Here is a 24,015-nt window from a genome sequence, read left to right on the forward strand (position 1 = left end):
CGCGCGTCGGTCCGACGACCGACGCGCGGGTCCTCCGGCCCCACGCCGGACGGGAGGCGCCCCTCACCCCCGCACCGTGCCTCCCGTCCTCTCCCTCCCGGACCACCCGCCGACACCCACCAGGCTGCCGGCCCGCTGATCCGCCGTCCCCCGACCGAGCGGCCACCACCCGTCCCGCCGCCCGTCCGGCCACCCCCTCCACGCACCGTCTCCCGGAACGGAACCCCATGTCGCAGCAGCACAGCGAGCTCTCCGCGCAGCAGCAGCTCGAGGCCTACGGCTACAAGCAGGAGCTCAAGCGCTCCGTGTCCACCACCGACCTGCTCGTGTACGGGCTGGTCTTCATGGTGCCGATCGCCCCGTGGGCGATCTTCGGCACCGTCTACAACGCCTCCAGCGGCATGGTGCCGCTGGTCTACCTCGTCGGCCTGGTCGCGATGATCTTCACCGCGCTGGCGTACGCGCAGATGGCGAAGTCGATCCCACTCGCCGGCAGCGTGTTCTCGTACGTCGGACGAGGTATCCACCCCACCGCGGGGTTCTTCGCCGGCTGGGCGATCCTCCTCGACTACCTGCTCGTCCCGACGCTCCTCTACGTGTTCGCGGCCGAGAGCATGGTCGGGATCTTCCCCGGCTCGCCACGGTGGCTCTGGGCCCTGCTGTTCGTCGCGGTCAACACCGTGATCAACCTGCTCGGTGTCTCGTCCCTGAAGGTCGCGAACCGGGTGTTCCTGCTGATCGAGCTCGTGTTCGTGGCGATCTTCGTCGTGATCGCGATCGTGGCACTGACCGGCGGCACCGTCCCCGGCGCGTCCTTCTCGACGGACCAGGTGTGGGACCCCGCGAAGGTGTCGGCGCCGCTCATCGCGTCCGCGCTGTCGATCGCGGTGCTGAGCTTCCTCGGGTTCGACGGGATCTCCACGCTCTCCGAGGAGTCGACCGGTCGCCGCGGAGGTGCGGGCACCGCGATGATCCTCGCGCTCGTCATCGTCGCGTTCCTCTTCGTCGTGCAGACCTGGCTCGCGTCCGCGCTGGCAGCCGGCCGTGACGCCTTCCCGGACAGCGAGGTGGGGAACGCGTTCTTCACCGTGGTCCAGCAGGCGTCCTCGAGCGGGTGGGCCACGGCCTTCTTCGCGGTCAACGTCCTGGCGGTCGGGATCGCGAACGCGATGGCGGCGCAGGCCGCCACGAGCCGTCTCCTGTTCTCGATGAGCCGCGACCGGCAGCTCCCGGCGTTCCTGCACCGTCTGAACCGTCGACAGGTGCCCGCCGCGGCCATCATCGTCGTGTCGGTCCTGTCCGCGATCCTGGTGCTCTTCTTCGTGGGGCAGATCGACACCATCTCGTCCCTCGTGAACTTCGGTGCCCTCTTCGGCTTCATGCTCCTGCACGTCTCGGTGTTCGTGCACCACGTCGTCCGGGGGAAGTCGCGGAACTGGCTGCTCCACCTCGTCGTGCCGCTCATCGGCTTCCTGATCATCGGCTACGTGCTCCTGAACGCCGCCGTCGAGGCCAAGGTCGGCGGCGTCGTCTGGCTCGTGGTCGGTGCGGGCGTGTTCCTGTACTACCGGTCGACCGGCCGCTCGACGGAGGTCGGGTCGGAGGAACCGGGCACACTGGGCGAGGGGTCCGTCGGTGACCCCGCCACCACCACGGAGAAGGGCCAGCGATGACCACCCCCGACCACTTCCTGCCGAACACCCTCGGGCGTCCCGGCTTCTCCGCCGACCGGGAACCCGTGCTCCGGATCGCCCCGGGGACCGGCGAGACGATCGGCTTCGAGACCACCGACGCGGTCTACGCCGAGCTCGACGAGCACCACGACCTCGCGCAGCTGCAGGCACCGATCAACCCCGTCACCGGACCGGTCTGGGTCGAGGGCGCCGAGCCCGGCGACACCCTGGCGGTCCACATCCACGACATCGCGCTCACGACGCACGGGTGGTCGGTGTCGCTGCCCGGGTCCGGCGCCCTCCAGCACGTCATGCCCGAGGGGGTCTTCGCGCGCCGCTGCCCCATCGAGGACGGCGTCGTGCACGTCACCGACCGGCACGCGTTCCCTGTCCGGCCGATGATCGGGTGCATCGGCGTCGCGCCGGCGTCGGGGACGAACTCGACGATCATGCCCGCGACCGCCGAGGGCGGGAACATGGACGTCACCGAGGCCCGCCCCGGCTCGACGGTGTACCTGCCGGTCCGGGTGCCGGGCGCGTTGCTGTCGATCGGCGACATCCACGCGATCATGGCCGAGGGGGAGTCGTCGTTCGTCGCGATCGAGGCGCAGGGCACCGCGATCGTGTCCGTCGACCTGGTGCGGGGCGGTCGACCGCTCCGTGCGCCGCGCATCGAGACCGCCGACGACTGGCTCTTCGTCGGGCTCGGCGACCCGGTGCAGGAGAGCGTGCGGCTCGGGTACGAGGACGCGTTCGCGTTCCTGGTCGAGGACCACGGCTTCACCGCCGAGGACGCCTACGCCGTGCTCAGCGCGGTCGGCGACTCGAAGCTCGGCGGTCCGACGGGTTCCAGCACACCGGACCCGCTGCACCCGTTCGCCGCGGTCGGCGCGGTGACGCTGCACCGCGTCCCGAAGGCCGTCCTCACCGCCTGACGCGGCCGGCGCCGGCGCCCGAGTTCGCTCAGCCGCGCAGGCCCAGTGGCGCCAGCACGGCGGACAGGTCGCGGTCGACCACGGCCAGGTCGGCCTCGGCCCGCACCCGCGGCTTCGCGTCGAACGCGACGGAGAGCGCGGCGACCCGCATCATCTCGAGGTCGTTCGCGCCGTCGCCGACCGCCACGGTCCGCGACGGGTCGACGCCGTCCGCCTCCGCCCACTCGCGCAGCGCGGCGGCCTTCGCTGCCGCGTCGACGACCTCGCCGAGGACCCGCCCGGTGAGCACCCCGTCGACGACCTCGAGCCGGTTCGCCCGGCAGTGGTCGAGCCCGAGGCGGGTGGCGAAGGGGTCGAGCACCTCGTGGAACCCGCCCGACACCACCGCGACGGAGCCGCCGGCGGCGTGCACGCCGCGGACCAGGTCCGCAGCGCCCTGCGTCACGCGGACCGCCTCCTGCGCGGTGCGGAAGACGTCGTCCTGGAGGCCCGCCAGGGTCGCGACACGCTCCCGGAGGCTCTCCGCGAAGTCGATCTCCCCGCGCATGGCGCGCTCCGTGATCGCCGCGACCTGTGGTCGGGTCCCCGCCGCGTCGGCGAGGAGTTCGATCACCTCGTCCTCGAGGAGGGTGGAATCGGCATCGAGGACGACGAGGAAGCGGGGCACGGACCAACGGTACCGACAGACGGAGGCACGGCTGCGTCCGTGACGCGAGCCGTGCCTCCAGGCCGTCCTCGGTGGTCCGCGGTCAGGCGTCGACCTTGACGCCCTTGCCGACCACCGTGATCCCGGACTCGGTGACCGTGAAGCCACGGGCCTCGTCGGCCTCGCGGTCGACACCGACCTGGGCGCCCGGCGCGATGACCACGTCCTTGTCGAGGATGGCGCGGTTGACCGTCGCGCCGGCGCCGATCGCCGCGCGCTCGAACACGATCGAGTCGAGCACCTTCGCACCCGAGTCGATGCTGCACCACGGGCCGATCATGCTGCGTTCGACCTGCGCACCCGACACCAGGCACCCGAGCGAGACGAGCGAGTCGACCGTGGAGCCGGTGTTCCCGTTCGCGTCGCGGACGAACTTCGCCGGGGGCAGGTTCGTCTGCTGGTTGAAGATCGGCCAGTCCTGGTTGTACAGGTTGAACACCGGCACCGGGGCGATGAGGTCCATGTGGGCGTCGAAGAACGAGTCGATCGTGCCCACGTCGCGCCAGTAGTACCGGTCGCGCTCGTTCGAGCCGGGGACGTCGTTGCGCTGCAGGTCGTAGACGCCGGCGTCACCGCGCGCCACGAAGTCAGGCACGATGTCGCCGCCCATGTCGTGGTTCGACGTCTCGATCTGCCCGTCGCGGAGGACCGCGTCCACCAGGGCGTCCGCGTCGAAGACGTAGTTGCCCATCGACGCGAGGATCTCGCCGGGGGAGTCCGCGAGGCCGACCGCGTCCTTGGGCTTCTCGAGGAGCGCCTCGATCTTCGTCGGGTCGTCGTCGGCGACCTGGATCACGCCGAACTGGTCGGCGAGGCCGATGGGCTGGCGGATCGCGGCGACCGTGGCACTGCGGCCGGACGCGATGTGCGCCTCCACCATCTGGTGGAAGTCCATCCGGTAGACGTGGTCGGCGCCCACCACGACGACGATGTCCGGGCGCTCGTCGCGGAGGAGGTTGAGGGACTGCAGGATCGCGTCGGCCGAACCGGCGAACCAGCGCTTGCCGAGTCGCTGCTGGGCGGGAACGGACGCCACGTAGGAGCCGAGCAGGCCCTCCATGCGCCACGTCTCGGCGACGTGCCGGTCGAGACTGTGGGACTTGTACTGCGTCAGCACGACGATCTTCTGCAGCCCGGAGTTCACGAGGTTCGACAGCGCGAAGTCGATGAGCCGGAAGTTGCCGCCGAACGGGACTGCTGGTTTCGCACGGTCCGCCGTGAGCGGCATGAGGCGTTTGCCCTCCCCGCCGGCGAGGACGATGCCGAAGACCTTCTTTGGTGCCATACCGCTCACAGTATGCGTCCGGACCGGTGAACGGTTACGTTGAACCCGTGCGAGTCGATCTGTTGACCAGGGAATACCCACCAGAGGTGTACGGCGGGGCGGGCGTCCACGTCGCCGAGCTCACCGCAGCGCTGCGGTCGGGCACGGACACCGAGGTGCGGGTCCGCGCCTTCGGGGCGTTCCGGGACGAGGCCGACGTCTGGGCCTACCGGACGCCGGACGCGCTCGGCCAGGCCAACGGCGCGCTGCAGGCGCTCGGGACCGACGTCGCGATCGCGGCGGACGTCGAGGGCGCCGACCTCGTGCACTCGCACACCTGGTACGCGAACGCGGCCGGTCGGATCGCGCAGCTGACGTACGACATCCCCCACGTCGTCACCGCGCACAGCCTCGAGCCCCTGCGCCCCTGGAAGGCCGAGCAGCTCGGCGGCGGGTACCGTCTGTCGAGCTGGATGGAACGCGAGGCGTTCGAGCGTGCCGACCGCGTCATCGCGGTCTCGAAGGCCATGCGGGCGGACATCCTCCGCTCCTACCCGTCGATCGACCCCTCCCGGGTGCAGGTCGTCTACAACGGCATCGACATCGACGCGTGGAAGCCCACCGTCGACGAGGACGCGGTCCGCTCGCTCGGGATCGACCCGACGCGGCGCAGCGTCGTGTTCGTCGGCCGGATCACGCGCCAGAAGGGTCTGCCGTACCTCCTCCGCGCGGTGGCCTCGCTCCCGTCGGACGTGCAGATCGTCCTGTGCGCCGGCGCGCCGGACACGCCGGAGATCATGGCCGAGGTCACGGCGCTCGTGGAGTCGCTCCGCGCCGAGCGTGACGGCGTCGTCTGGATCGACCGCATGCTCGCCCACGAGGAGATCGTGAACGTGCTGTCGTCCGGCACGGTGTTCGTCTGCCCCTCGATCTACGAGCCGCTCGGCATCGTCAACCTCGAGGCCATGGCGTGCGGCATCCCCGTGGTCGGCACCGGTACCGGCGGCATCCCCGAGGTCGTCGCGGACGGGCTGACCGGCCGGATCGTGCCGATCGACCAGGCCCAGGACGGCACCGGGACACCGACCGACCCGGACCGCTACGTCGCCGACCTCGCCGCCACCCTGAACGAGGTGCTGGAGGACGAAGGGCTCGCGAAGCTGATGGGCCGCGCGGGACGGCTCCGTGTCGAGACCGAGTTCACGTGGGACGCCATCGCCCACCGGACCCGTGCCGTGTACGACGAGGTGCTCGCCGGGCGCTGACGCGGCCTCGTCCGTGGCGCGCGTCGACCGGTGTCGCGCCACGGACGCCCCGGTCCGACCCCGTAGGCTGGGGGCATGCCCTCGGTCGTGCGCTTGTCAGACGTCTCCGTGGTCCGCAACGGGGCCACCATCCTCGACTCCGTCTCGTGGGAGGTGCAGGACGACGAGCGCTGGGTCGTGCTCGGCGCGAACGGTGCCGGCAAGACGACGCTGCTGCAGATCGCCGGCGCGCAGACCTTCCCGACCTCGGGGTCGGTGCACGTCCTCGACACCGAGCTCGGGACCGCCGACCTCGCCGAGCTCCGTCCCCGCATCGGCTTCGCCTCGACGGCCCTGGCCCGACGGATCCCGTTCACGGAGACCGTCCTCGACGTCGTGCTGACCGCGGCCTACTCGGTCACCGGTCGGTGGAACGAGGAGTACGAGGAACTCGACGTCCGTCGTGCGCAGCGCGTGCTCGACGAGTGGGGCCTCGCGGCCTTCACCGAGCGGACCTTCGGGGAGCTCAGCGACGGTGAGCAGAAGCGCGTCCAGATCGCCCGCGCGGTGATGACCGACCCCGAGGTGCTCTTCCTGGACGAGCCGGCGGCCTCGCTCGACCTCGGCGCACGCGAGAGCCTCGTGCGGACGCTCGGCGGGTACGCCCAGAGCCCCGACTCGCCGGCGATCGTCATCGTGACGCACCACGTGGAGGAGATCCCCGTGGGCTTCACGCACGCGCTCGTCCTCACCGACGGGCACGTGCAGGCCGCGGGTCCGATCGACGAGGTCCTGACGAACGAGACCCTCACGCAGGCGTTCGGCGTCGACCTCGTCGTGACCAAGGACGACGGCCGCTGGAGCGCCCGCGCGTCGTAGCGGCTCGCCGGGCCGATCTGGTAACGTGGACGGCTGGCGCACGCCGACGACTTCCCGCGCGGTGCTCACTCGAGCGCAGCGCAGTCCGACCATCTGCAACCGAGGAATCTCCATGAAGACCGACACCCACCCCGAGTACAACGCCATCGTCTTCCGCGACCTGGCCTCCGGTGAGACGTTCCTGACGCGTTCGACCGCGACCAGCGACAAGACCATCGAGCTCGACGGTGCGACCTACCCGGTCATCGACGTCGAGATCTCGTCCGCGTCGCACCCGTTCTACACGGGCAAGCAGCGCATCCTCGACTCGGCCGGCCGCGTCGAGAAGTTCAACCAGCGCTTCAAGGGCTTCTCCAAGTAAGCAGCCTCGCGTTCCGCGACGGGCGGTCCTCCTCCGGGAGGGCCGCCCGTTCGGCGTTCCCGGGGTGGGCGCGCGGTCGGGTGCACGGGTGCCTGGTCGGGTGCACGGATCGGCAGTCGGGACGCGGTGCAGTTCGTCAGCCGGGTTGCGGTGCAGTTCGTCAGTGCACAACCGGAGTCGTCCCGCACCACGGCGATCCGTGGTGCGGGACGACTTCGATTGTGCGAGCACGCACCGGCGGCGGTCGCGTGGCGCACCAGCGGCCGACGGGCAGGAGAACGGAGCCACCCGACCGCCGCAGCGCGCGACGCCGGCCCTACGAGCCGTTGCGGTGCGGCCAGCGACCGTCGGCGGTGAACGACGGGTCGCGCTTCGTGCGCATGTACTCCTGGAACGACGCGGCCTGATCGGCGCACCAGCCGACCTGCTTGCGGTGCAGCTCTTCGGCGGAGACGCCGAGCTCGTCCGGGTACTTCGCGGCGATCGCCTGTGCCACGCGGCCGGCAGCGATCGCGTCCGCCCCGGCGTCGTGCGCGTCCGACAGCGTCACGCCGTACAGCTCCGAAGCGGCCTCGAGCGTGCGCTTGCCCTTGCGGTACGTGTCGAGGGCCTTGTCGATCACCAGCGGGTCGACGACGTTGCCGATCACGGGGGAGGCCAGGCCGTGACGCTTGGCTTCCCGGTCGAGGACGGTCAGGTCGTACGGGGCGTTGTAGATCACGAGCGGGATGCCGCGGGCGAAGACGGCCTCGACCGCGGCGATGACCTCGGCCACGACCTCTCCGGCGGGACGCCCCTCGGCCTGTGCGCGCTCGGTGGTGTAGCCGTGCACGGCCGCGGCACCCTCGGGGATGGCGATGCCGGGGTCGGCGATCCAGGCACCCTCGACGATGGATCGGCCGGTCATGTCGATGAGGCCGACGTGCGCGGTGACGATCCGGGCGGTCTCGACGTCGACGCCGGTGGTCTCGAGGTCGAAGACGCCGAGGGCGTGCCACCACGGCCGGCCCGAGAGGTCCTGCGGCACCGGTGCCGGAGGTACGTCGGTCGCCACTGCGGTCGCGGGGGAGTACGTCACCCGGCCAGGCTAACGGGACGCACCGACACCCACGACGCGACCCGCCTGGCGGGGAAGCCGACCGCCCGCACGACGCGACCCGCCTGGCGGGGCCGGGCCGGGCCTCCAGGCCGGGTCGCACGGTGCGAGGGACAGCCCGATGGTGCGAGGTTGCACGCGGCGTGCGACGTGAAGCACCTCGCACCGTGCCGGGAACCTCGCACCACGGCGCGACCGACCCGCTCGCGACCGACCCGGGCGCGAGGGACCGGCCCACGGCGCGACCGACCGGCCCGGGCGCAACCGGCCCGGGCGCGACCGACCGGCGGCCCCGCACGGTGCGAGCCGCCCGCCCGCCCCTACGCCGTGGCCGAAGCCGGCGGCGCTGCCACGGGCGCGACGGCCGGCGCCGCACCCACGTGCAGCCAGTAGAACGACTGCGTGCCGAGCGTCAGCGTGACCGACCCGCTCTCGTCGAACGACGGGAACACGCTCCCGCCGAAGAGGTCGTAGAGCGGACGTCCGGCGTACTCCGGCACCGAGATCGTCACCGACGTCGGGTTCGTCGCGAACGAGAACACGCAGAGGACGTCCTCGGCGGACGGCCCGAACTGCTGCCCCGACCCCTCCCACGAGCGGACGAACGCCAGCACGGACTCGTTCGAGGTGTCCTTGACGTGAAGCGTCCCGAGGCCGAAGACGGGGTGCGCCTTGCGGACGTGGATGACGTTGCGCACCCAGTGCAGGAGGGAGCGTGACTGTGCCAGCTGCGCCTCGACGTTGACCTGCTGGTAGTTGTAGACCAGCGACTGGACGACGGGCAGGTAGAGCTTCCCCGGGTCGGCCGTCGAGAACCCGGCGTTCCGGTCCGGCGTCCACTGCATCGGCGTGCGGGAGGAGTCGCGGTCCGGGAGCCAGATGTTGTCGCCCATCCCGATCTCGTCGCCGTAGTAGAGGAACGGCGACCCGGGCAGCGAGAAGAGGAGCGCGTGGATGAGCTCCAGCTCGGCACGCGAGTTGTCGAGCAGGGGAGCGAGGCGACGACGGATGCCGATGTTGGAGCGCATCCGCGGGTCGTAGCCGTACCAGCCGTACATCGCCTGGCGGTACTCCTCGCTCACCATCTCGAGCGTCAGCTCGTCGTGGTTGCGGAGGAACACGCCCCACGCGGCGGACTCCGGCACGTCGAGCGTCTCGGAGAGGATCGCCTTCAGCTCGGAGGCGTGCTGTGCGCGGAGCGAGTAGAAGATGCGCGGCATGACGGGGAAGTCGAACGCCATGTGGCACTCGGGCTCCTCGTCGGTGCCGAAGAACGCGGCGGTCTCGCGCGGCCACTGGTTCGCCTCGGCCAGGAGTACGCGTCCGGGGTACTCGTCGTCGACCATCGCACGGAGCTTCTTGATGAACTCGTGCGTCTCCGGCTCGCCCTCGCCGTTGCCCTCCTCGGACTCGAAGAGGTACGGGATCGCGTCGAGCCGGAGCCCGTCCACACCCATGTCGAGCCAGTGCCGGACGACCTCGTAGACGGCCTCGACGACGGCGGGGTTCTCGAAGTTGAGGTCGGGCTGGTGGGAGAAGAACCGGTGGAAGAAGAACTGCCGCCGGACCGGGTCGAACGTCCAGTTCGACTCCTCGGTGTCGACGAAGATGATCCGGATGTTCTCGTACTCCTGGTCGGTGTCCCGCCAGACGTAGAAGTCGCCGTAGGGGCCGTCCGGGTCCTCGCGCGACTGCTGGAACCACTCGTGCTGGTCCGACGTGTGGTTGATCACCATGTCGATGACGATGCGCATGTTGCGTTCGTGCGACTTCGTGACGAGTTCGCGGAAGTCGTCGAGGGTGCCGAACTCAGGGAGGATCGCCTTGTAGTCGGCGATGTCGTACCCGCCGTCGCGCATCGGCGACTGGAAGAACGGCGGCAGCCAGATGGCGTCGACACCGAGCCACTGGAGGTAGTCGAGCTTGCCGATCACGCCCTGGATGTCACCGATGCCGTCGCCGTTCGAGTCGACGAACGAGCGGATCATGCACTCGTAGAAGACGGATCGCTTGTACCACTGCGGGTCCAGGGTCAGGCCTGGGAGCTGGATCGGGGCCGTGAACGTCACCCTGGACACGCTAGGCCGCGCGACTGCCGCTGTCCGCAGGAAGACGCGGATCCGGCCTGGAGGCGCGGATCACCGCCCGGCACACGTCGCGTCTGCGAGTTCTCCACATCTGCACCGCGCTGCGGCGGCTGGTCGGGCCGGCTTCCCTAGACTGGCCCGGATGCAACCGCCCGTGCTGTCCCCGTACCAGTCCCTCATGGCCGCGACCCCGGTCGTGCACCGCGCGGTGCAGGTCGACGGTCGGACGACGCACTACTGGGTGTACGGACCCGAGGACGCAGCACGGACGGTGCTGGCCGTCCACGGGTTCCGCGGCGACCACCACGGACTCGAGACGATCGCGGCGCACCTGCAGGGTGTCCGGGTGATCGTCCCGGACCTGCCCGGCTTCGGTGTGTCGGACCCGCTGTCGTCGTCCGACATCGACTCGTACGTGGCCTGGTTGCACGGATTCCACCGCGCGCTCGGACTCGGCGCGGACACCGTCGTGCTCGGACACTCCTTCGGATCGATCGTCGTCGCGGCGACCGTCGCCGCCGGGTTGCGGACGCGCCTCCTGGTCCTCGTGAACCCGATCGCAGCCCCGGCGCTCCAGGGTCCGCGGGCGATCGCGACGGGCGTGGCGATCGGGTACTACCGGGCCGGTGCCGTCCTGCCGCGCCCCCTCGGCCTGGCGCTCCTGCGCAACCCGGCGATCGTGCGGGTGATGAGCATCGCGATGCTGAAGTCGCACGACCGCGACCTGCGACGGTGGGTGCACGACCAGCACGACCGCTACTTCTCGGCGTTCTCCGACCGCACGTCCGTGCTCGAGGCGTTCCGCACCTCGGTGACGCACGACGTCTCGGAGTACGCGGACCGCATCGACGTGCCCGTGCTGATGATCGCCGCCGAGCACGACGACATCACCGCGGTCCCCGAGCAGCAGGCCCTCGCCGCGCGCCTGGCCGACGCCGAGCTCGTGGTGGTGCCCGGTGTCGGGCACCTCGTCCACTACGAGACGCCCGCTGCGGCCGCCTCCGCGGTGCTCCGACGGATGGGTGACCCGGGCACGACTGCCCGTGGTGCCCGTCGCGGCGGAGCACGGCGCGGTGGAGGCGAGCGGCGTGGAGCGCGAGCCGAGACGGCGTCGGCGGACCCGTCGGGGTCGACCCGCGCCTCCCGGCCGTCCGACGGTGCGGAGCACGCGTCGTGAGCCGCCTCCGCATCGGCATCGACTGCCGCTACGTGCGCATCGGTCGCCACGACGGCATCTCGCGGTTCACCGCCGGCATCGTGGCGCACCTGCCCGACCGGCACGACTACACGCTGCTCGTGCACGACGTCCGGCAGCTCGAGTCCCTGCCGGACGGTCTGCCGCACGCCGTGCTGCCCGCGCCGACCGATCCCGGGGAACCCCTCGTCGCCCGGAGGGTGAACCGGCTCGGCCTCGAAGCGGTGTTCTCGCCGATGCAGACGATGGGGTCGCGCGGCCGCGAGTACGCCCTCGTGCTGACGCTGCACGACCTCATCTACTACCGGAACCGGACGCCCCCGCGGGAGCTCTCGTGGCCGCTCCGCCTCGGGTGGCGGGCGTTCCACCTGAGCTGGGCGCCGCAGCGGTTCCTGCTGAACGGGGCGGACGGCGTCGTCACCGTCTCGGAGACGACCGCCGGACTCATTCGGGAGCACCGGCTGACCAGGCGGCCGGTCACCGTCGCGTACAACGCGGCAGACCCGGCTCCTCGCCGACCGGCCGACGGGCAGCGCCGGCACGACCTCGTGTACATGGGCTCGTTCATGCCGTACAAGAACGTCGAGACCCTCGCGGCCGCGCTGCCGCTCCTCGGTGCCGACTGGCGGCTGCACTGCATGTCGCGGGTGTCCGCTGCCGACCGCGCCCGCTTGGAACGGCTCGCACCAGCGGGGTCACTCGTCTTCCACGACGGCGCCAGCGACGAGGTCTACCTCGATGTGCTCCGCTCGGCCACGGCCCTGGTGACGGCGTCGTACGACGAGGGCTTCGGCATCCCCCTCGTCGAGGCCATGGGCGTCGGGACACCGGTCGCGGTCAGTGACATCCCGATCTTCCGCGAGATCGGGGGCGCCGCGGCGGAGTATTTCGACCCGTCGTCGCCGTCCGCGGTCGCCGCCGCGGTCCGGCGGCTCGAGGAGCGCTGGGACGACCGGTCCGAGCAGTCCGTCGAGCAGGCCGCACGGTTCCGGTGGGCCGATTCCGCGGAGCAGGTCGTCGGGGCGGTCGAGCGAGCCGTGCGGGACCGAGCCGCGCGGCGGTAGGGCACCCGCTCGGGCGCTCGGCCGTTCGGGTGCTCGGGCTCGGGCGCTTGCCCGCTCGTGCCCTCAGGCTTGGGCGCTTGCCCGCTCGGGCTCGCGGTCAGGCGGGTGGTCGCACGGCCGTGACGGTCGCCCCGCGGAACGCCGCCTGCGTCGACTCCTGCGCCTTCGCCATGACCGCGTCGAGCGCCGCGCCGCGGCCGATCGTCTGCAGGGTGACCTCCTGCGCCGTCGCCTCGTCGGAGGGTGCGTCCGTGGCCCAGGCGCAGCGCACCGCACGGACCCCGCCGATCGCGTCGACCCGGCGAGCGAGGTCGAGCCGCGCGGCGGTGACGTCCGCGTCCGCCGAGAGGCCGACCCGCATCGTGTCGAGTTGCACGACCGCGAAGACGCGGACGCCGTTGCCGCCGGTCGTGGCGGCTGCCGCACTGAGCGCGGCGACGAGGTCGTCCTGTGCGTCCGGGGCCAACCCGTCCTCGGCGGTCGCGACCGAGACGACGTCGTAGCTCGCGAAGCCGGTCTTGACGGTGCGCACGCCCTCCACCGAACGGACGCCGTCGACGGCCCGCGCCGCCGTGTCGAACCGCGCGAGCGCGGCCTCGGGCTGCGGGAACACCCCGCCGACACCGTTCTGCACGCTGCTGATGATCGTCCCGAGGGCGATGACGAGCACCCCGGCCGCGAGGACCACCCCGACGGTGACGAGGGCACCCCGCCGGACCCGCTGGGGAGTGGTGCGGATCGTCACCGAGCCGGTGTCGGGGCCGAAGGCGCGGTCGAGGTCGTCGTCCTCGGGGTCGAGCTGCCCTCCTGGCCGCTCCGTGCTCATGCCGTCCTCCTCTCAGGGCCGCCGGTGGTGCGGACGGCTGCTGTCGGTCGAGCTGACCGATCCCGCTCGAGCGGGCGGACGAGTCAGCCCGCTCGAGCGGACCGGACGGGCCGGGGCGGGTCCGGATCCGATCCGCATCGCGGAGTGGGTCGGAGCCTAGTCCCGGTGGACGTGAGGACGGATCAGCCTCGGCGTTCGAGGGGGTTCTGGTACTCGAACGCGAAGCCGCCGGGGCCGTCGGAGGCGTCGTCGATCGGGTCGTCGAACCGGACGAGCTCGGCCTGGAACCGCTCCGGGTCCCACCGGAAGGAGTGGATCGACCCGTTGCGGATCGGTGTGCGGTGCCGGTCCGCCGTCCCGGGCGCGGCGGCGTTGACGACGCTGCGGATGACGGCGCCGTGGGTCGCGACCACGACGGACGCGCCGTCGAACCGGATCGCGATCTCGGCGAGTTGCTCGGTCACCCGAGTGAGCAACGCCGTCCGCGACTCCCGTCCGGGCACGTCGTCGTGGGGCCAGCGCGTCCGGATCTCGACGTCCGTCAGGCCCTCGGCATCGCCGTAGGACCGTTCGGCGAGCCCGGCGTAGGTGTCCGGCTCGGCGAGTCCGAGCCGGGTCGCGATGATGGCCCCCGTCTCGCGGGCCCGCGACAGCGGCGAGGCGACGACCGCGTCGAACCGGCGACGGGCGAGGAGTTCGGCGGCACCGGCGGCCTGGTCGCGACCGACGTCGTTGAGCGGGATGTCGGTCGACCCCTGGATGCGTCGCTGCCGGTTCCAGTCGGTCTCGCCGTGGCGGACCAGGGACAGGTGGGTCGTCACCCGACGATCATCCCAGATCGACCGCGGCCGTCGCCGCGGCCGCTGCCGCTGCCGTGCCGAGGCGTTCCGCGAGCGCGACGAGCGTCTCGGTGGTGCCGGCGTCGAGCTTCACCGCGGCGCGGCGGTCGCTCCGGGTCGTCCCGCGGTTGACGATGACGACCGGGTGCTTCCGGCGGACGGCGTGGTCGACCAGGCGGACGCCCGAGTTGACGGTCAGCGAGGAACCCACGACGAGGAGCGCGTCGGCGTCGGCCACGAGCGAGACCGACTCCCGGAACTTCTCGGCCGGCACGAACTCGCCGAAGAACACCACGTCGGGCTTGAGCACACCGCCGCACACCGAACAGTCCGGCACCACGAAGCGCTCGACGTCGGTGATCTCGACGTCGCCGTCCGGCTGGAGCTGCACGGAGCCGGGTTCGTCGATCCACGGGTTCGCGCGGTCCAGCGTCGCGGCGAGGTCGGACCGCGAGAACACCTGGCCGCACGTCAGGCACACGGCGCGGTCCATCGAGCCGTGGATCTCGACGACGCGACGGGAGCCGGAGCGGAGGTGCAGCCCGTCGACGTTCTGGGTGATCACCCCGGTGACGACCCCGGCGCGCTCGAGGTCGGCGAGCGCCCGGTGCCCGTCGTTCGGGACGGCCGCGGCGAAGGTCCGCCAACCGAGGTGGGAGCCGGCCCAGTACCGCTGGCGCTTGGCCGGGTCGGAGCGGAACTCCTGGAAGGTCATCGGCTTCCGGACGACACGGCCCTCGCCCCGGTAGTCGGGGATGCCCGAGTCGGTGCTGAGCCCTGCTCCGGAGAGCACGGCGAGGCGCTTGCCCGCGAGCAGCTCGACGGCGCGGTCGAGGTCGGCCGCGGTGCTGTGCTCGTCGCTCGTGGGCATCGTGTTCACGGTACCCTCAACAGCCGACCGTCCAGCGCACTTCCCACGAATCGGAGCCCCGTGCACCCCGTCCGCATCGACTCCCTCGACGACCCGCGCCTCGACGACTTCGCACGGCTGACCGACGTGGCGCTCCGCCGGGTCACCGAGCCCGAGGGCGGGTTGTACATCGCGGAGTCGAACACGGTCATCGAGCGGGCGGTCCGTGCCGGCCACGTGCCGCGGAGCGTGCTCGTGCAGGAGAAGTGGCTCGACGACGTCCTCCCGCTCGTGGCCGAGCACGACGGCCCGGTGTTCGTCGGTGCGGACGCCCTGCTGGAGGAGCTCACCGGCTTCCGGATGCACCGCGGGGCGATCGCCGCGATGCACCGCCCCGTACTGCCGTCGGTGGCCGAGGTGGTCCGGGACGCGCGGCTCGTCGTCGTCCTCGAGGACATCGTCGACCACACCAACGTCGGGGCGGTCTTCCGGAGCGTCGCCGGCCTCGGTGCCGACGCGGTCCTCGTCAGCCCGCGGTGTGCCGATCCGCTCTACCGCCGGAGCGTCCGCGTGAGCATGGGGACCGTGCTGCAGGTGCCGTGGACGCGCATCGGGGAGTGGCCGGCGGCGGGCGAGGAGCTCCGGGCGCAGGGGTTCCACCTCGCGGCGATGGCGCTCACGGACCGGTCGGTGGACCTCGACGCGTTCGTCGCGGAGGTCCCGGAGCGGGTGGCGCTCGTGATGGGGACGGAGGGGCAGGGCCTCACGGACCGGGCGATCGCGGCGGCGGACACGACGGTGCGGATCCCGATGTCGCACGGCGTCGACTCCCTCAACGTGGCCGCGGCGAGCGCCGTCGGCCTCTGGGCCGTGGCGCACGCCCAGCGGGCGCGCTGACCGCACGCCGACGAAGAGCTCTCCCGACGGTTCGCGTCGGCCGGTCGCGGCGGCCGCCCGGCGCTGCGCTGCGCCCCGCTCGGTGCGAGGTTGTCGACACGGTGCGAGGGGAATGCCCTGCCACGGTGCGTGGAACCTCGCACCGTGCCGGACGCGCGGCCCGGCGGCGCCCCGCCGGACCGGGCGGACACCCGGGGAGCCGCCACGCGCCTCCAGTACGCTCCCTTGCTGTGCCACGAGTCGTCCGCCGCCCCCGCTCCGCCGTCCGGCACCCCGTGACGATCACCGTGGTCGCCGTGCTCCTGCTCACGGTGGGCTACCTCGTCGCGGCGGCCGTGGTGCCGTTCGCCCCGGCGAGCGCCGCGACCACCACCTACGCCGCACCGACGACCACGACTCCGGAGCTGTCGTTCCCGGGCTACGGTGCGACCGCCGTCGAGGCGACGGACTTCCCGGAGAGTCTGCGGACGAGCGGCGACCGCGAGGAACGGTCGATCGCGAGCATCTCGAAGGTCGTGACGGCGCTCGTGGTCCTCGACGAGAAGCCGATGCGACGCGGCGAGCGGGGTCCGACGATCACGTTCACGAAGCAGATGCAGGGGTTGTACGCGAAGTACCTCGCGCAGAACGGCGAGGTCGCGCCGATGCCCGCCGGGCTGCGGCTCTCCGAGTACCAGACGTTCCAGGTCATGCTGATGAAGTCGGCGAACAACTACGCCGGCGCGTTGGCGCTGTGGGCGTTCGGGTCGCTCGACGCGTACGAGCGGGCAGCGGACACGTGGCTCGACGAGCACGGTCTCGACCACACGCGGATCCACGAGCCGACCGGCCTCGACCCCGACAACACGGCGACGGCCACCGACCTCGTCGAGCTCGGCCAGCTGGCCCTCGCGAACCCCGTGGTGAAGGAGATCGTCGGGACGAAGCAGGTCACCGTGCCCGGCGTCGGCGAGATCGAGAACTCGAACAAGCTCCTCGGTCTCGACGGCGTCGAGGGCATCAAGACCGGCACGCTCGACGAGGCCGGCGCGTGCCTGCTCTTCGCCGCGACGTACGAGCGGGGCGGTCGGAAGGTGACCGTCGTCGGCGCGATGCTCGGGGGCGTCGACCACGATTCGCTCGACGAGGACGTCCAGCGGCTGCTGCGGTCGGTCGCCGACGACTTCCAGGTCGTGACGCTGACGCACCAGGGGCAGACCTTCGGTACCTACAGCACGCCGTGGCAGGACGGGGCGGACGCGGTCGCGGCAGAGGCGTCCCAGGTGCTCGTGTGGGGCCGGACCACGGTGACGGCGAAGACCCGGCTCGACCGGGTGACGTTCGGGGACCGCGGCGAGCGCGTGGGGCGGGTGCGCTTCACGATCTCGGACCACCCGGCCGTGACGGTCCCGCTGGAGCTCGACCGCTCCATCGCGGACCCGGGTGTCTGGTGGCGCTGGACCAACCCGTTCCAGGGGACCTGACACGCACACCGTGCGGGCCGTAGGGTCGACCGTGTGACGACGACGTTCCCGCGCAGCTCCCCGCCCGCCCTCGGCATCGACGCACGCGGGGTCGCCGCGTTCCTCGACGCCCTCGAGTCCACGCCGGACGTCGAAGCGCACTCGTTCGTGCTGCTCCGCCACGGTCAGGTCGCCGCGGAGGGCACGTGGGACCCGTACCGCGCCGAGTCGGTGCACCTGCTGTACTCGCTCAGCAAGAGCTTCACCGCGGCCGGTGTCGGCATCGCCGTGCGCGAGGGCCTGGTCGACCTCGACGCCACCGTGCTGTCGTACTTCCCGGAGCTCGACGCCGAGGTGACCGACGAGCGCAGTCGTCGGATCCGCGTGCGGCACGTCCTCGCGATGGCGAGCGGCCACCGCGAGGAGACGCTCGAGCGCGCTCGGGCGATCGACCCGACGAACATCGTCCGGGGGTTCCTGCTGCTGCGGCCGGACGAGGAGCCGGGCTCGGTGTTCGCGTACAACCAGCCGTGCACGTACACGCTCGCCGAGATCGTCCGGCGGGTGTCCGGCGGGTCGCTCGTCGACTGGCTGCGGCCGCGGTTGCTCGACCCGCTCGGCATCGAGGACCTCGCCTGGAAGCGCGACGAGCAGGGCAACGAGCTCGGGTTCAGCGGGTGCTACGCCCCGGTCGAGGCCGTCGCGAAGCTCGGGCAGCTGTACCTGCAGCGGGGCGTGTGGGACGGGCAGCGCATCCTCGACGAGGACTGGGTCGACGCCGCGACCCGTGTGCAGGTCGAGAACCCGCAGGAGGAGAACCCGGACTGGAGCCAGGGCTACGGCTTCCAGTTCTGGATGGCTCGGCACGGGTTCCGCGGCGACGGTGCCTACGGGCAGTTCTGCGTCGTCCTGCCGGAGCAGGACGTCGTGCTCGCCCTGACCGGGCAGAGCCTCGACATGCAGGCCGTGCTCGACGCGGCCTGGGAGCACCTCCTGCCCGCCGTCGACGCTGCGGACCCCGGCGCGGCTGCGGACACCGGCCTGGAGGAACGGATCGCCTCGCTGGGGCTGCCACCGGTCGCGGGGGAGCGGCTCCCGGACGTCGCTGCCGTCGGACCGCTGCACCGCGACGGTCACGGGTGGCGGCTCGAGCTGGACGTCGAGGGCGGGCACCTGTCCGTCCCGGTCGCGGAGGGGGCGTGGGCGGTCGAGGGGCCGCTCGCCGGGAGCGCGGCCCTGGTCGACGACGGCGCGGCGGTGCTCGTGTCCGTCCGGTTCGTCGAGACCCCGCACGCCGCGCACGTCCGGGTCGACACCGCGACGGGCGACGCCACCTTCGCCTGGGTGACCCAGCCGCTGCACGACGGACCGACGACGCTCCGACGGCCCGCCGACTGAGGCCGGTCAGGGCGTGTCGGACCGGTGGTCGACGACGTCCTGCAGCTCCGGCCGCTTCGGGTGCACGCCGTCGCCGGACGACGTGTGCCGGATGCGCCGGACGACCCACGGCACGAGGTACTCCCGCGCCCAACCGAGGTCCTCGACGCGGGCCTCCCGCCAGGGGCGTGCCTCGAGCGGCTCGGGGTTGAACGGCGCGAGCCCGTGGTCGACCCCGAGCGCGTCGAGGACCGCGGCCGCGACGGTGGCGTGGCCGGTGGGCGAGTGGTGCAGCCGGTCCGGTGCCCACATCCGCGGGTCGCGGAGCACCCGGAGCGCCCACATGTCCGCGACGAGGGCACCGTGCTTCAGCGCGATCGCGTGCAGGTTCTCGTTGTAGATCGCCGTCTTGCCCCGCACCATCCCGAGCACCGGCGTCATGCCGACGTCCGGACCGGTGAACATCACGACCGTCGCGCCGTCGCTGCGCAGCCGGGCGATCATCGCATCGACCTTCTCGGCGAGGTCGTCCGGGTCGGTCCCGGGGCGGATGATGTCGTTGCCGCCCGCCGACACCGTGACGAGGTCCGGCCGGAGCGCGAGGGCCGGCTCGACCTGCTCGTCGATGATCTGCTGCAGCAGACGCCCGCGGATCGCGAGGTTGGCGTACGCGAAGTCGCCGTCGCCCGCACCGGCGGCGGCCGCCTGGTGCGCGAGGACCTCGGCCACCCGGTCCGCCCAACCGCGGTTGCCCCCGGGCACCGTGGGGTCCGGGTCACCGATCCCCTCGGTGAACGAGTCACCGATCGCGACGTACCTGGACCAGGGATGACGTACTGACACGCATCGGACCCTAGTCTCGTGCCATGAGCACGGCCAACCCGATCCCCGCCGACCTCCTCGAGCGCATCGCCGCGCGGGCGCCGGGCTACGACGCGGCGAACGCCTTCTGCGCGGAGGACCTCGACGAGCTCCGCGCCGCCGGCTACCTGCGGATCGGGGTGCCCGCGGAGCAGGGTGGCCTCGACCTCGGACTCCGCGACACCGCGGCGGTCCAGCGCACCCTCGCGCGGTCCGCCCCTGCGACCGCGCTCGGGCTCGGGATGCACCAGGTGTGGGTGCAGGCGGCCCGCAGCGTGCGCGCGCGCGGCGAGGCGTTCCTCCAGGCCGTCACCGACCACGCGGCGGACGACCACCTGCTCGCGTTCGGGGTGAGCGAACCCGGCAACGACGCCGTGCTCTTCGACTCGCTGACGACGGCGGAGCCGGACGGCGACGGCGGCTACCGCTTCACGGGCACGAAGGTGTCGACCTCGCTCGCGCCCGCGTGGGACGTCCTCAGCGTGTTCGGGAAGGACACCTCTGGGCCGGAGCCGGTGCTCGTGCACGGGTTCGTGCTCCGGTCCGACGGCCACGTCGCCCACCGCGACGACTGGGACACCCTCGGCATGCGTGCGACGCAGAGCCGCACGACCGTCCTGGACGGCGTGCACGTCCCCGCCGACCGCATCGCGCGGGTGCTGCCGGTCGGGCCGAACCAGGACCCGCTCGTGTTCGGCGTGTTCGCCGCCTTCGAGCTGCTCGTGGCGTCCGTGTACGTCGGCGTCGCGGAGCGTGCCGTCGAGCTCGCCGTCGACGCCGTCCGGGGACGGAGGTCGCTGGACGGCACGCCGCGGTCCGAGGACCCCGCGGTGCGTCGCGCCCTCGCGGACGCCCAGGGTGTGGTCGACGCGGTGGCGCTCCAGGTCGACGCCCTGGCCCGGGACGTCGACGAGCTCGTCGACCACGGGGCGCGCTGGTTCCCGCTCCTCGTCGGCACCAAGGCCCGCACGGTCGACGCGGCCCAGCAGGTCGTGGACGAGGCGATGCGGGTCGTCGGCGGAGCGGCCTACCGGAACGACGCCGAGCTCGCCCGCCTGGCGCGCGACGTCCGAGCGGGGCAGTACCACCCGTCCTCCCGCGACTCCGCGGCGCGGACGATCGCGTCGGCGCTGCTCGGTCCGGCCCGCTGACGAGCGGGGAGCCGGCGTTGTCGGTGGTGGGTGGCATCATCGCCGTGTGAGCAAGCAGGACGGACGCAACCGGCTCGTCTCCGACGCACCGGTCGACGACGTCAGCGCCACCGTGCTGCACGTCGACATGGACGCGTTCTTCGCCTCCGTCGAACTGCTCGACCGTCCCGACCTCGTCGGGCTGCCCGTGATCGTCGGGCACGACTCCGACCGCTCCGTGGTCACCGCCGCCACGTACGAGGCCCGACGCTACGGCGTGAACTCCGCGATGCCGATGGCCGTCGCGAAGCGGCGGTGCCCGAACGCCGTGATCGTCGAGCCGCACTTCGAGAAGTACCGCGAGCAGTCCGCCGCCGTGATGGCCGTGTTCGACCGCTTCACCCCGCGGGTCGAGCGGCTCGGCATCGACGAAGCCTTCCTCGACGTCGCCGGCGCGATCCGGCTCTACGGCACCCCGTGGGAGATCGGCACCGCCATCCGCGCCGCCGTCCTCGAGCAGACCGGGCTGCACTGCTCGGTCGGGGCGGCGTCGACGAAGTTCGTGGCCAAGCTCGCGTCCAGTCGGGCGAAGCCGGACGGCCTGCTCGTCGTCCCCGCTGCCGACACGGTCGCGTTCCTCCACCCGCAGCCCGTGTCCGCGCTCTGGGGCGTCGGCGGCAAGACCCAGGAGACCCTCGAACGCCGGGGCATCCGCACCGTCGGCGACCTCGCCACGACGCCGCTGCCGTCGCTCGTCGCGGCCCTCGGTCCCGCTGGCGGCCAGCGGCTCCACGACCTGTCGTGGGGCCGCGACCCACGGACCGTCGAGACCGGCGTCGGTGAGAAGTCGATCGGGCACGAGGTCACCTTCGGCCGCGACCTCACCGAACGCGACGACGTCGCCCGGGAACTCCTGCGCCTCGCCGACAAGGTCGCCGTCCGGCTCCGTCGCGCCGACGTGCAGGCGCGGACCGTCGCGCTCAAGGTCCGGTACACCGACTTCACGACGCTCACCCGGTCGCGCACCCTCGCCGAGCCCACCGACGTCGCCAAGCGGATCCACCGCGAAGCCGTCGAGCTCTACGACGTCCTCCACCGACCGGGCAACCGCATCCGGCTCATCGGCGTCCGTGGCGAGAACCTCGTTCCCGCGGCGGCGAGCAACGCCCTGTGGGACGACGACGCGCCGTGGCGAGACACCGAGACCACGGTCGACGCCGTGGCGGCACGGTTCGGCGCGGGCGTGCTCCGGCCGGCCTCGCTCGTCCGCGGCGCGCCCGAGCAGCGGGCCCCGCACGCCAGGCAGGACCCCGGGTGACGGTAGAATCGCGTGCAGTGAGCGCAGCGGAGTACGAGAACCAGCAGCAGGCCGCCACGCTGTGGGGCGATGCGTCGTCGAACCCGATCGAGCGCCCGGCCACCGCCGACGGCCACGCCGCCAGGCCCCACGACGAAGCCGCCGCGCGGCCCCACGACGAAGCCGCCGCGCAGGCCGAGGCCGCAGGCAACGCCGCCGCCGAGCACCTCTCGCCCGCGTTCCCGGACCGCGCCGCCTGGGGTACCGCGTCGAAGCTCCGCGCCTGGCAGGTCGAGGCGCTGACGAAGTACTTCGAGACCGAGCCCCGTGACTTCCTCGCAGCGGCGACCCCGGGCGCCGGCAAGACGACCTTCGCGCTCCGGCTCGCGACCGAGCTGCTCGCCCGCGGCACCGTTGACCGGATCGTCGTGGTCGCCCCGACCGAGCACCTGAAGCGCCAGTGGGCGGACTCCGCCGACCGGGTCGGCATCCGGATCGACCCCATGTTCAAGAACGGCGACGGCATGTTCGGCCGGCACTACCAGGGCGTGGCGATCACGTACGCCCAGGTCGGCATGAACCCCGAGGTGCACCAGCGCATCACGGCCGGCGGCAAGACCCTCGTCATCCTCGACGAGGTCCACCACGGCGGCGACGCCCTCACCTGGGGCGACGGCATCCGGGAAGCCTTCTCGAAGGCCACCCGTCGGCTGTCGCTGTCCGGCACGCCGTTCCGCTCCGACACCGCGCCCATCCCGTTCGTGCAGTACGCGCCCGACGAGCAGGGGATCCGGACCTCGATCTCGGACTACAACTACGGCTACGGGCGCGCGCTCAAGGACGGCGTCGTCCGCCCGGTGCTGTTCATGGCCTACGCCGGTCAGATGCGCTGGAAGACCCGCATGGGCGACGAGATGTCGGCCTCGCTCGGCGAGCAGGTCACGAAGGACATCACCGCCCAGGCGTGGCGCACCGCCCTGTCGCCCGACGGCGAGTGGATGCCCGCGGTCCTGACGGCCGCCGACAAACGGCTCACCGAGGTCCGTCGGGGCGTCCCCGACGCCGGCGGGCTCGTCATCGCCACGGACACGACGACGGCCAGGGCGTACGCGCGGATGCTGACGCAGATCACGGGGGAGCGGCCGACGGTCGTCCTCTCCGACGAAGCCGCCGCCTCGGAGCGCATCGGAGCGTTCGCCGAGGGCGACTCACGCTGGATGGTCGCCGTCCGCATGGTGTCCGAAGGCGTCGACGTCCCGCGGCTCTGCGTCGGTGTGTACGCCACGAGCGCGAGCACGCCGCTGTTCTTCGCCCAGGTGATCGGTCGCTTCGTGCGTGCCCGCCGTCGTGGCGAGACCGCCTCCGTGTTCCTGCCGAGCGTTCCAGGCCTGATGGCCCTCGCGGCGTCGCTCGAGCTCGAACGCGACCACGCCCTCGACCGCCCGAAGGACGCGGACGACGGGATGTACAACCCCGAGGACGCGATGGTCGCCGAGGCCAACCGCGAGGACCGCGCGTCCGAGAGCCTGCTCGAGGTGCAGCCGTTCGAGGCCCTCGACTCGCAGGCGTCGTTCGACCGCGTGCTCTACGACGGCGGCGAGTTCGGGTCCGGTGGCGAGGTCGGCTCGCTCGAGGAACTCGACTTCATCGGCATCCCCGGGCTCCTCGAGCCCGACCAGGTGCGCGACCTGCTCCGAGCCCGGCAGGCGTCCCAGGCCAAACGCTCCAAGGGGCGGCCGGCGAAGGACGGGATGCCGAGGGCCACGCCGGACGAGAGCCGGCCGATGTACATGACGCTCAAGGAGCAGCGGACCGAGCTCGCACGCCTCGTCTCGATCTGGTCCCGGCACTCGAACGAGCCGCACGGGGCCATCCACGCGGAGCTCCGACGGATCAGCGGCGGTCCGGCCGTGGCGCAGGCGAGCGTCGAGCAGATCCAGAAGCGCATCGACGTGCTCCGGTCGCGCATCGGCGGACGGCGGTGACCCTCCC

21 protein-coding genes are annotated in these 24,015 nt (G+C 72.2%); 13 read left to right on the forward strand and 8 right to left on the reverse strand.

All coding sequences use genetic code 11. The annotated features are described in order from the left end of the window. Window positions 1–227: 227 nt before the first annotated feature. Window positions 228–1,673 carry an APC family permease gene (locus IEY20_RS01605; protein ID WP_229727795.1) on the forward strand — a complete coding sequence of 482 codons (1,446 nt, stop codon included), beginning with the start codon at window positions 228–230 and terminating at the stop codon, window positions 1,671–1,673. Then, complete coding sequence (locus IEY20_RS01610; protein ID WP_175329198.1) at window positions 1,670–2,608, forward strand: acetamidase/formamidase family protein; 939 nt, start codon at window positions 1,670–1,672, stop codon at window positions 2,606–2,608. The genes IEY20_RS01605 and IEY20_RS01610 overlap by 4 nt, the downstream gene beginning before the upstream one ends. Before the next feature lie 28 nt (window positions 2,609–2,636). Here IEY20_RS01610 and serB read toward each other — a convergent pair whose 3' ends face one another. Beyond that, a complete protein-coding gene (serB, locus tag IEY20_RS01615; protein WP_175329199.1) occupies window positions 2,637–3,275 on the reverse strand; it encodes a phosphoserine phosphatase SerB in 639 nt (212 codons plus the stop codon). Window positions 3,276–3,357: 82 nt separating this feature from the next. Next, window positions 3,358–4,599, reverse strand: coding sequence for a glucose-1-phosphate adenylyltransferase (locus tag IEY20_RS01620; RefSeq protein ID WP_175329200.1), 1,242 nt, complete (start codon window positions 4,597–4,599; stop codon window positions 3,358–3,360). A 47-nt stretch (window positions 4,600–4,646) separates the two neighbouring features. On the opposite strand from IEY20_RS01620, the gene glgA reads away from it, so the two are divergent. The 3 genes from glgA (at window position 4,647) to IEY20_RS01635 (ending at window position 7,062) form a co-directional block, all read left to right on the forward strand. Beyond that, entirely contained in the window at window positions 4,647–5,843 is a 1,197-nt protein-coding gene (gene glgA / locus IEY20_RS01625) for a glycogen synthase (protein WP_175329201.1), read from the forward strand. 75 nt (window positions 5,844–5,918) lie between these two features. Then, window positions 5,919–6,701, forward strand: coding sequence for an ABC transporter ATP-binding protein (locus IEY20_RS01630; protein WP_022905176.1), 783 nt, complete (start codon window positions 5,919–5,921; stop codon window positions 6,699–6,701). 112 nt (window positions 6,702–6,813) lie between these two features. After that, window positions 6,814–7,062, forward strand: a complete 249-nt coding sequence (locus IEY20_RS01635; RefSeq protein ID WP_022905175.1) for a type B 50S ribosomal protein L31 — start codon at window positions 6,814–6,816, stop codon at window positions 7,060–7,062. A 316-nt stretch (window positions 7,063–7,378) separates the two neighbouring features. Here IEY20_RS01635 and IEY20_RS01640 read toward each other — a convergent pair whose 3' ends face one another. Continuing rightward, complete coding sequence (locus IEY20_RS01640) at window positions 7,379–8,089, reverse strand: exonuclease domain-containing protein (protein WP_175329369.1); 711 nt, start codon at window positions 8,087–8,089, stop codon at window positions 7,379–7,381. Between the two features lie 389 nt (window positions 8,090–8,478). Beyond that, a complete protein-coding gene (gene treS, locus IEY20_RS01645; protein WP_175329202.1) occupies window positions 8,479–10,227 on the reverse strand; it encodes a maltose alpha-D-glucosyltransferase in 1,749 nt (582 codons plus the stop codon). Window positions 10,228–10,387: 160 nt separating this feature from the next. On the opposite strand from treS, the gene IEY20_RS01650 reads away from it, so the two are divergent. Together IEY20_RS01650 and IEY20_RS01655 are read left to right on the forward strand one after the other, a co-directional pair. Further along, window positions 10,388–11,422: an alpha/beta fold hydrolase gene (locus tag IEY20_RS01650; protein WP_175329203.1), complete on the forward strand. Its 1,035-nt coding sequence runs from the start codon at window positions 10,388–10,390 to the stop codon at window positions 11,420–11,422. Beyond that, complete coding sequence (locus tag IEY20_RS01655; RefSeq protein ID WP_175329204.1) at window positions 11,419–12,504, forward strand: glycosyltransferase family 4 protein; 1,086 nt, start codon at window positions 11,419–11,421, stop codon at window positions 12,502–12,504. Before IEY20_RS01650 ends, IEY20_RS01655 begins: the two co-directional genes overlap by 4 nt. A gap of 97 nt (window positions 12,505–12,601) precedes the next feature. Here the strand turns inward: IEY20_RS01655 and IEY20_RS01660 are convergent, their stop codons facing one another. The 3 genes from IEY20_RS01660 to IEY20_RS01670 form a co-directional block, all read right to left on the reverse strand. Next, window positions 12,602–13,330 carry a hypothetical protein gene (locus tag IEY20_RS01660; protein ID WP_175329205.1) on the reverse strand — a complete coding sequence of 243 codons (729 nt, stop codon included), beginning with the start codon at window positions 13,328–13,330 and terminating at the stop codon, window positions 12,602–12,604. A 182-nt stretch (window positions 13,331–13,512) separates the two neighbouring features. Next, the gene (locus IEY20_RS01665; RefSeq protein WP_175329206.1) at window positions 13,513–14,151 is read right to left on the reverse strand and encodes a histidine phosphatase family protein; all 639 of its coding nucleotides are present in this window, start codon (window positions 14,149–14,151) and stop codon (window positions 13,513–13,515) included. Window positions 14,152–14,158: 7 nt separating this feature from the next. Continuing rightward, window positions 14,159–15,040: a Sir2 family NAD-dependent protein deacetylase gene (locus IEY20_RS01670; protein WP_188888859.1), complete on the reverse strand. Its 882-nt coding sequence runs from the start codon at window positions 15,038–15,040 to the stop codon at window positions 14,159–14,161. A 60-nt stretch (window positions 15,041–15,100) separates the two neighbouring features. On the opposite strand from IEY20_RS01670, the gene IEY20_RS01675 reads away from it, so the two are divergent. From IEY20_RS01675 to IEY20_RS01685, 3 genes are all read left to right on the forward strand, one after another. After that, window positions 15,101–15,916, forward strand: a complete 816-nt coding sequence (locus tag IEY20_RS01675) for a TrmH family RNA methyltransferase (RefSeq protein ID WP_022905167.1) — start codon at window positions 15,101–15,103, stop codon at window positions 15,914–15,916. 230 nt (window positions 15,917–16,146) lie between these two features. Further along, the gene (locus IEY20_RS01680) at window positions 16,147–17,379 is read left to right on the forward strand and encodes a D-alanyl-D-alanine carboxypeptidase family protein (protein ID WP_175329208.1); all 1,233 of its coding nucleotides are present in this window, start codon (window positions 16,147–16,149) and stop codon (window positions 17,377–17,379) included. Between the two features lie 33 nt (window positions 17,380–17,412). Continuing rightward, window positions 17,413–18,756 (forward strand): serine hydrolase domain-containing protein, encoded by a 1,344-nt coding sequence (locus IEY20_RS01685; RefSeq protein WP_175329209.1) that lies wholly within the window; start codon window positions 17,413–17,415, stop codon window positions 18,754–18,756. A 6-nt stretch (window positions 18,757–18,762) separates the two neighbouring features. Here IEY20_RS01685 and IEY20_RS01690 read toward each other — a convergent pair whose 3' ends face one another. Then, window positions 18,763–19,578 (reverse strand): SGNH/GDSL hydrolase family protein, encoded by an 816-nt coding sequence (locus tag IEY20_RS01690; RefSeq protein ID WP_175329210.1) that lies wholly within the window; start codon window positions 19,576–19,578, stop codon window positions 18,763–18,765. 23 nt (window positions 19,579–19,601) lie between these two features. Here IEY20_RS01690 and IEY20_RS01695 point away from each other — a divergent pair, with 23 nt between their 5' ends. From IEY20_RS01695 to IEY20_RS01705, 3 genes are read left to right on the forward strand one after another with little or no spacing between them, the layout of a single operon-like run. Next, window positions 19,602–20,747, forward strand: coding sequence for an acyl-CoA dehydrogenase family protein (locus tag IEY20_RS01695; RefSeq protein ID WP_175329211.1), 1,146 nt, complete (start codon window positions 19,602–19,604; stop codon window positions 20,745–20,747). Between the two features lie 46 nt (window positions 20,748–20,793). Further along, a complete protein-coding gene (dinB, locus tag IEY20_RS01700) occupies window positions 20,794–22,044 on the forward strand; it encodes a DNA polymerase IV (protein WP_175329212.1) in 1,251 nt (416 codons plus the stop codon). A 17-nt stretch (window positions 22,045–22,061) separates the two neighbouring features. Continuing rightward, entirely contained in the window at window positions 22,062–24,008 is a 1,947-nt protein-coding gene (locus IEY20_RS01705) for a DEAD/DEAH box helicase (protein WP_175329213.1), read from the forward strand. Window positions 24,009–24,015 lie beyond the last annotated feature (7 nt).

This window comes from Curtobacterium luteum (assembly GCF_014646995.1).
GTDB classification, from domain to species: Bacteria; Actinomycetota; Actinomycetes; order Actinomycetales; family Microbacteriaceae; genus Curtobacterium; species Curtobacterium luteum.

What these genes read in the sequence shown, in the direction of transcription:
- IEY20_RS01630 (WP_022905176.1), top strand. Translation starts at nt 5,919, where the DNA reads ATGCCCTCGGTCGTGCGCTTGTCAGACGTCTCCGTGGTCCGCAACGGG.
- IEY20_RS01620 (WP_175329200.1), bottom strand. Translation starts at nt 4,599, where the DNA reads ATGGCACCAAAGAAGGTCTTCGGCATCGTCCTCGCCGGCGGGGAGGGC.
- IEY20_RS01605 (WP_229727795.1), top strand. Translation starts at nt 228, where the DNA reads ATGTCGCAGCAGCACAGCGAGCTCTCCGCGCAGCAGCAGCTCGAGGCC.
- IEY20_RS01650 (WP_175329203.1), top strand. Translation starts at nt 10,388, where the DNA reads ATGCAACCGCCCGTGCTGTCCCCGTACCAGTCCCTCATGGCCGCGACC.
- IEY20_RS01695 (WP_175329211.1), top strand. Translation starts at nt 19,602, where the DNA reads ATGAGCACGGCCAACCCGATCCCCGCCGACCTCCTCGAGCGCATCGCC.
- IEY20_RS01635 (WP_022905175.1), top strand. Translation starts at nt 6,814, where the DNA reads ATGAAGACCGACACCCACCCCGAGTACAACGCCATCGTCTTCCGCGAC.
- IEY20_RS01670 (WP_188888859.1), bottom strand. Translation starts at nt 15,040, where the DNA reads ATGCCCACGAGCGACGAGCACAGCACCGCGGCCGACCTCGACCGCGCC.
- IEY20_RS01610 (WP_175329198.1), top strand. Translation starts at nt 1,670, where the DNA reads ATGACCACCCCCGACCACTTCCTGCCGAACACCCTCGGGCGTCCCGGC.
- IEY20_RS01660 (WP_175329205.1), bottom strand. Translation starts at nt 13,330, where the DNA reads ATGAGCACGGAGCGGCCAGGAGGGCAGCTCGACCCCGAGGACGACGAC.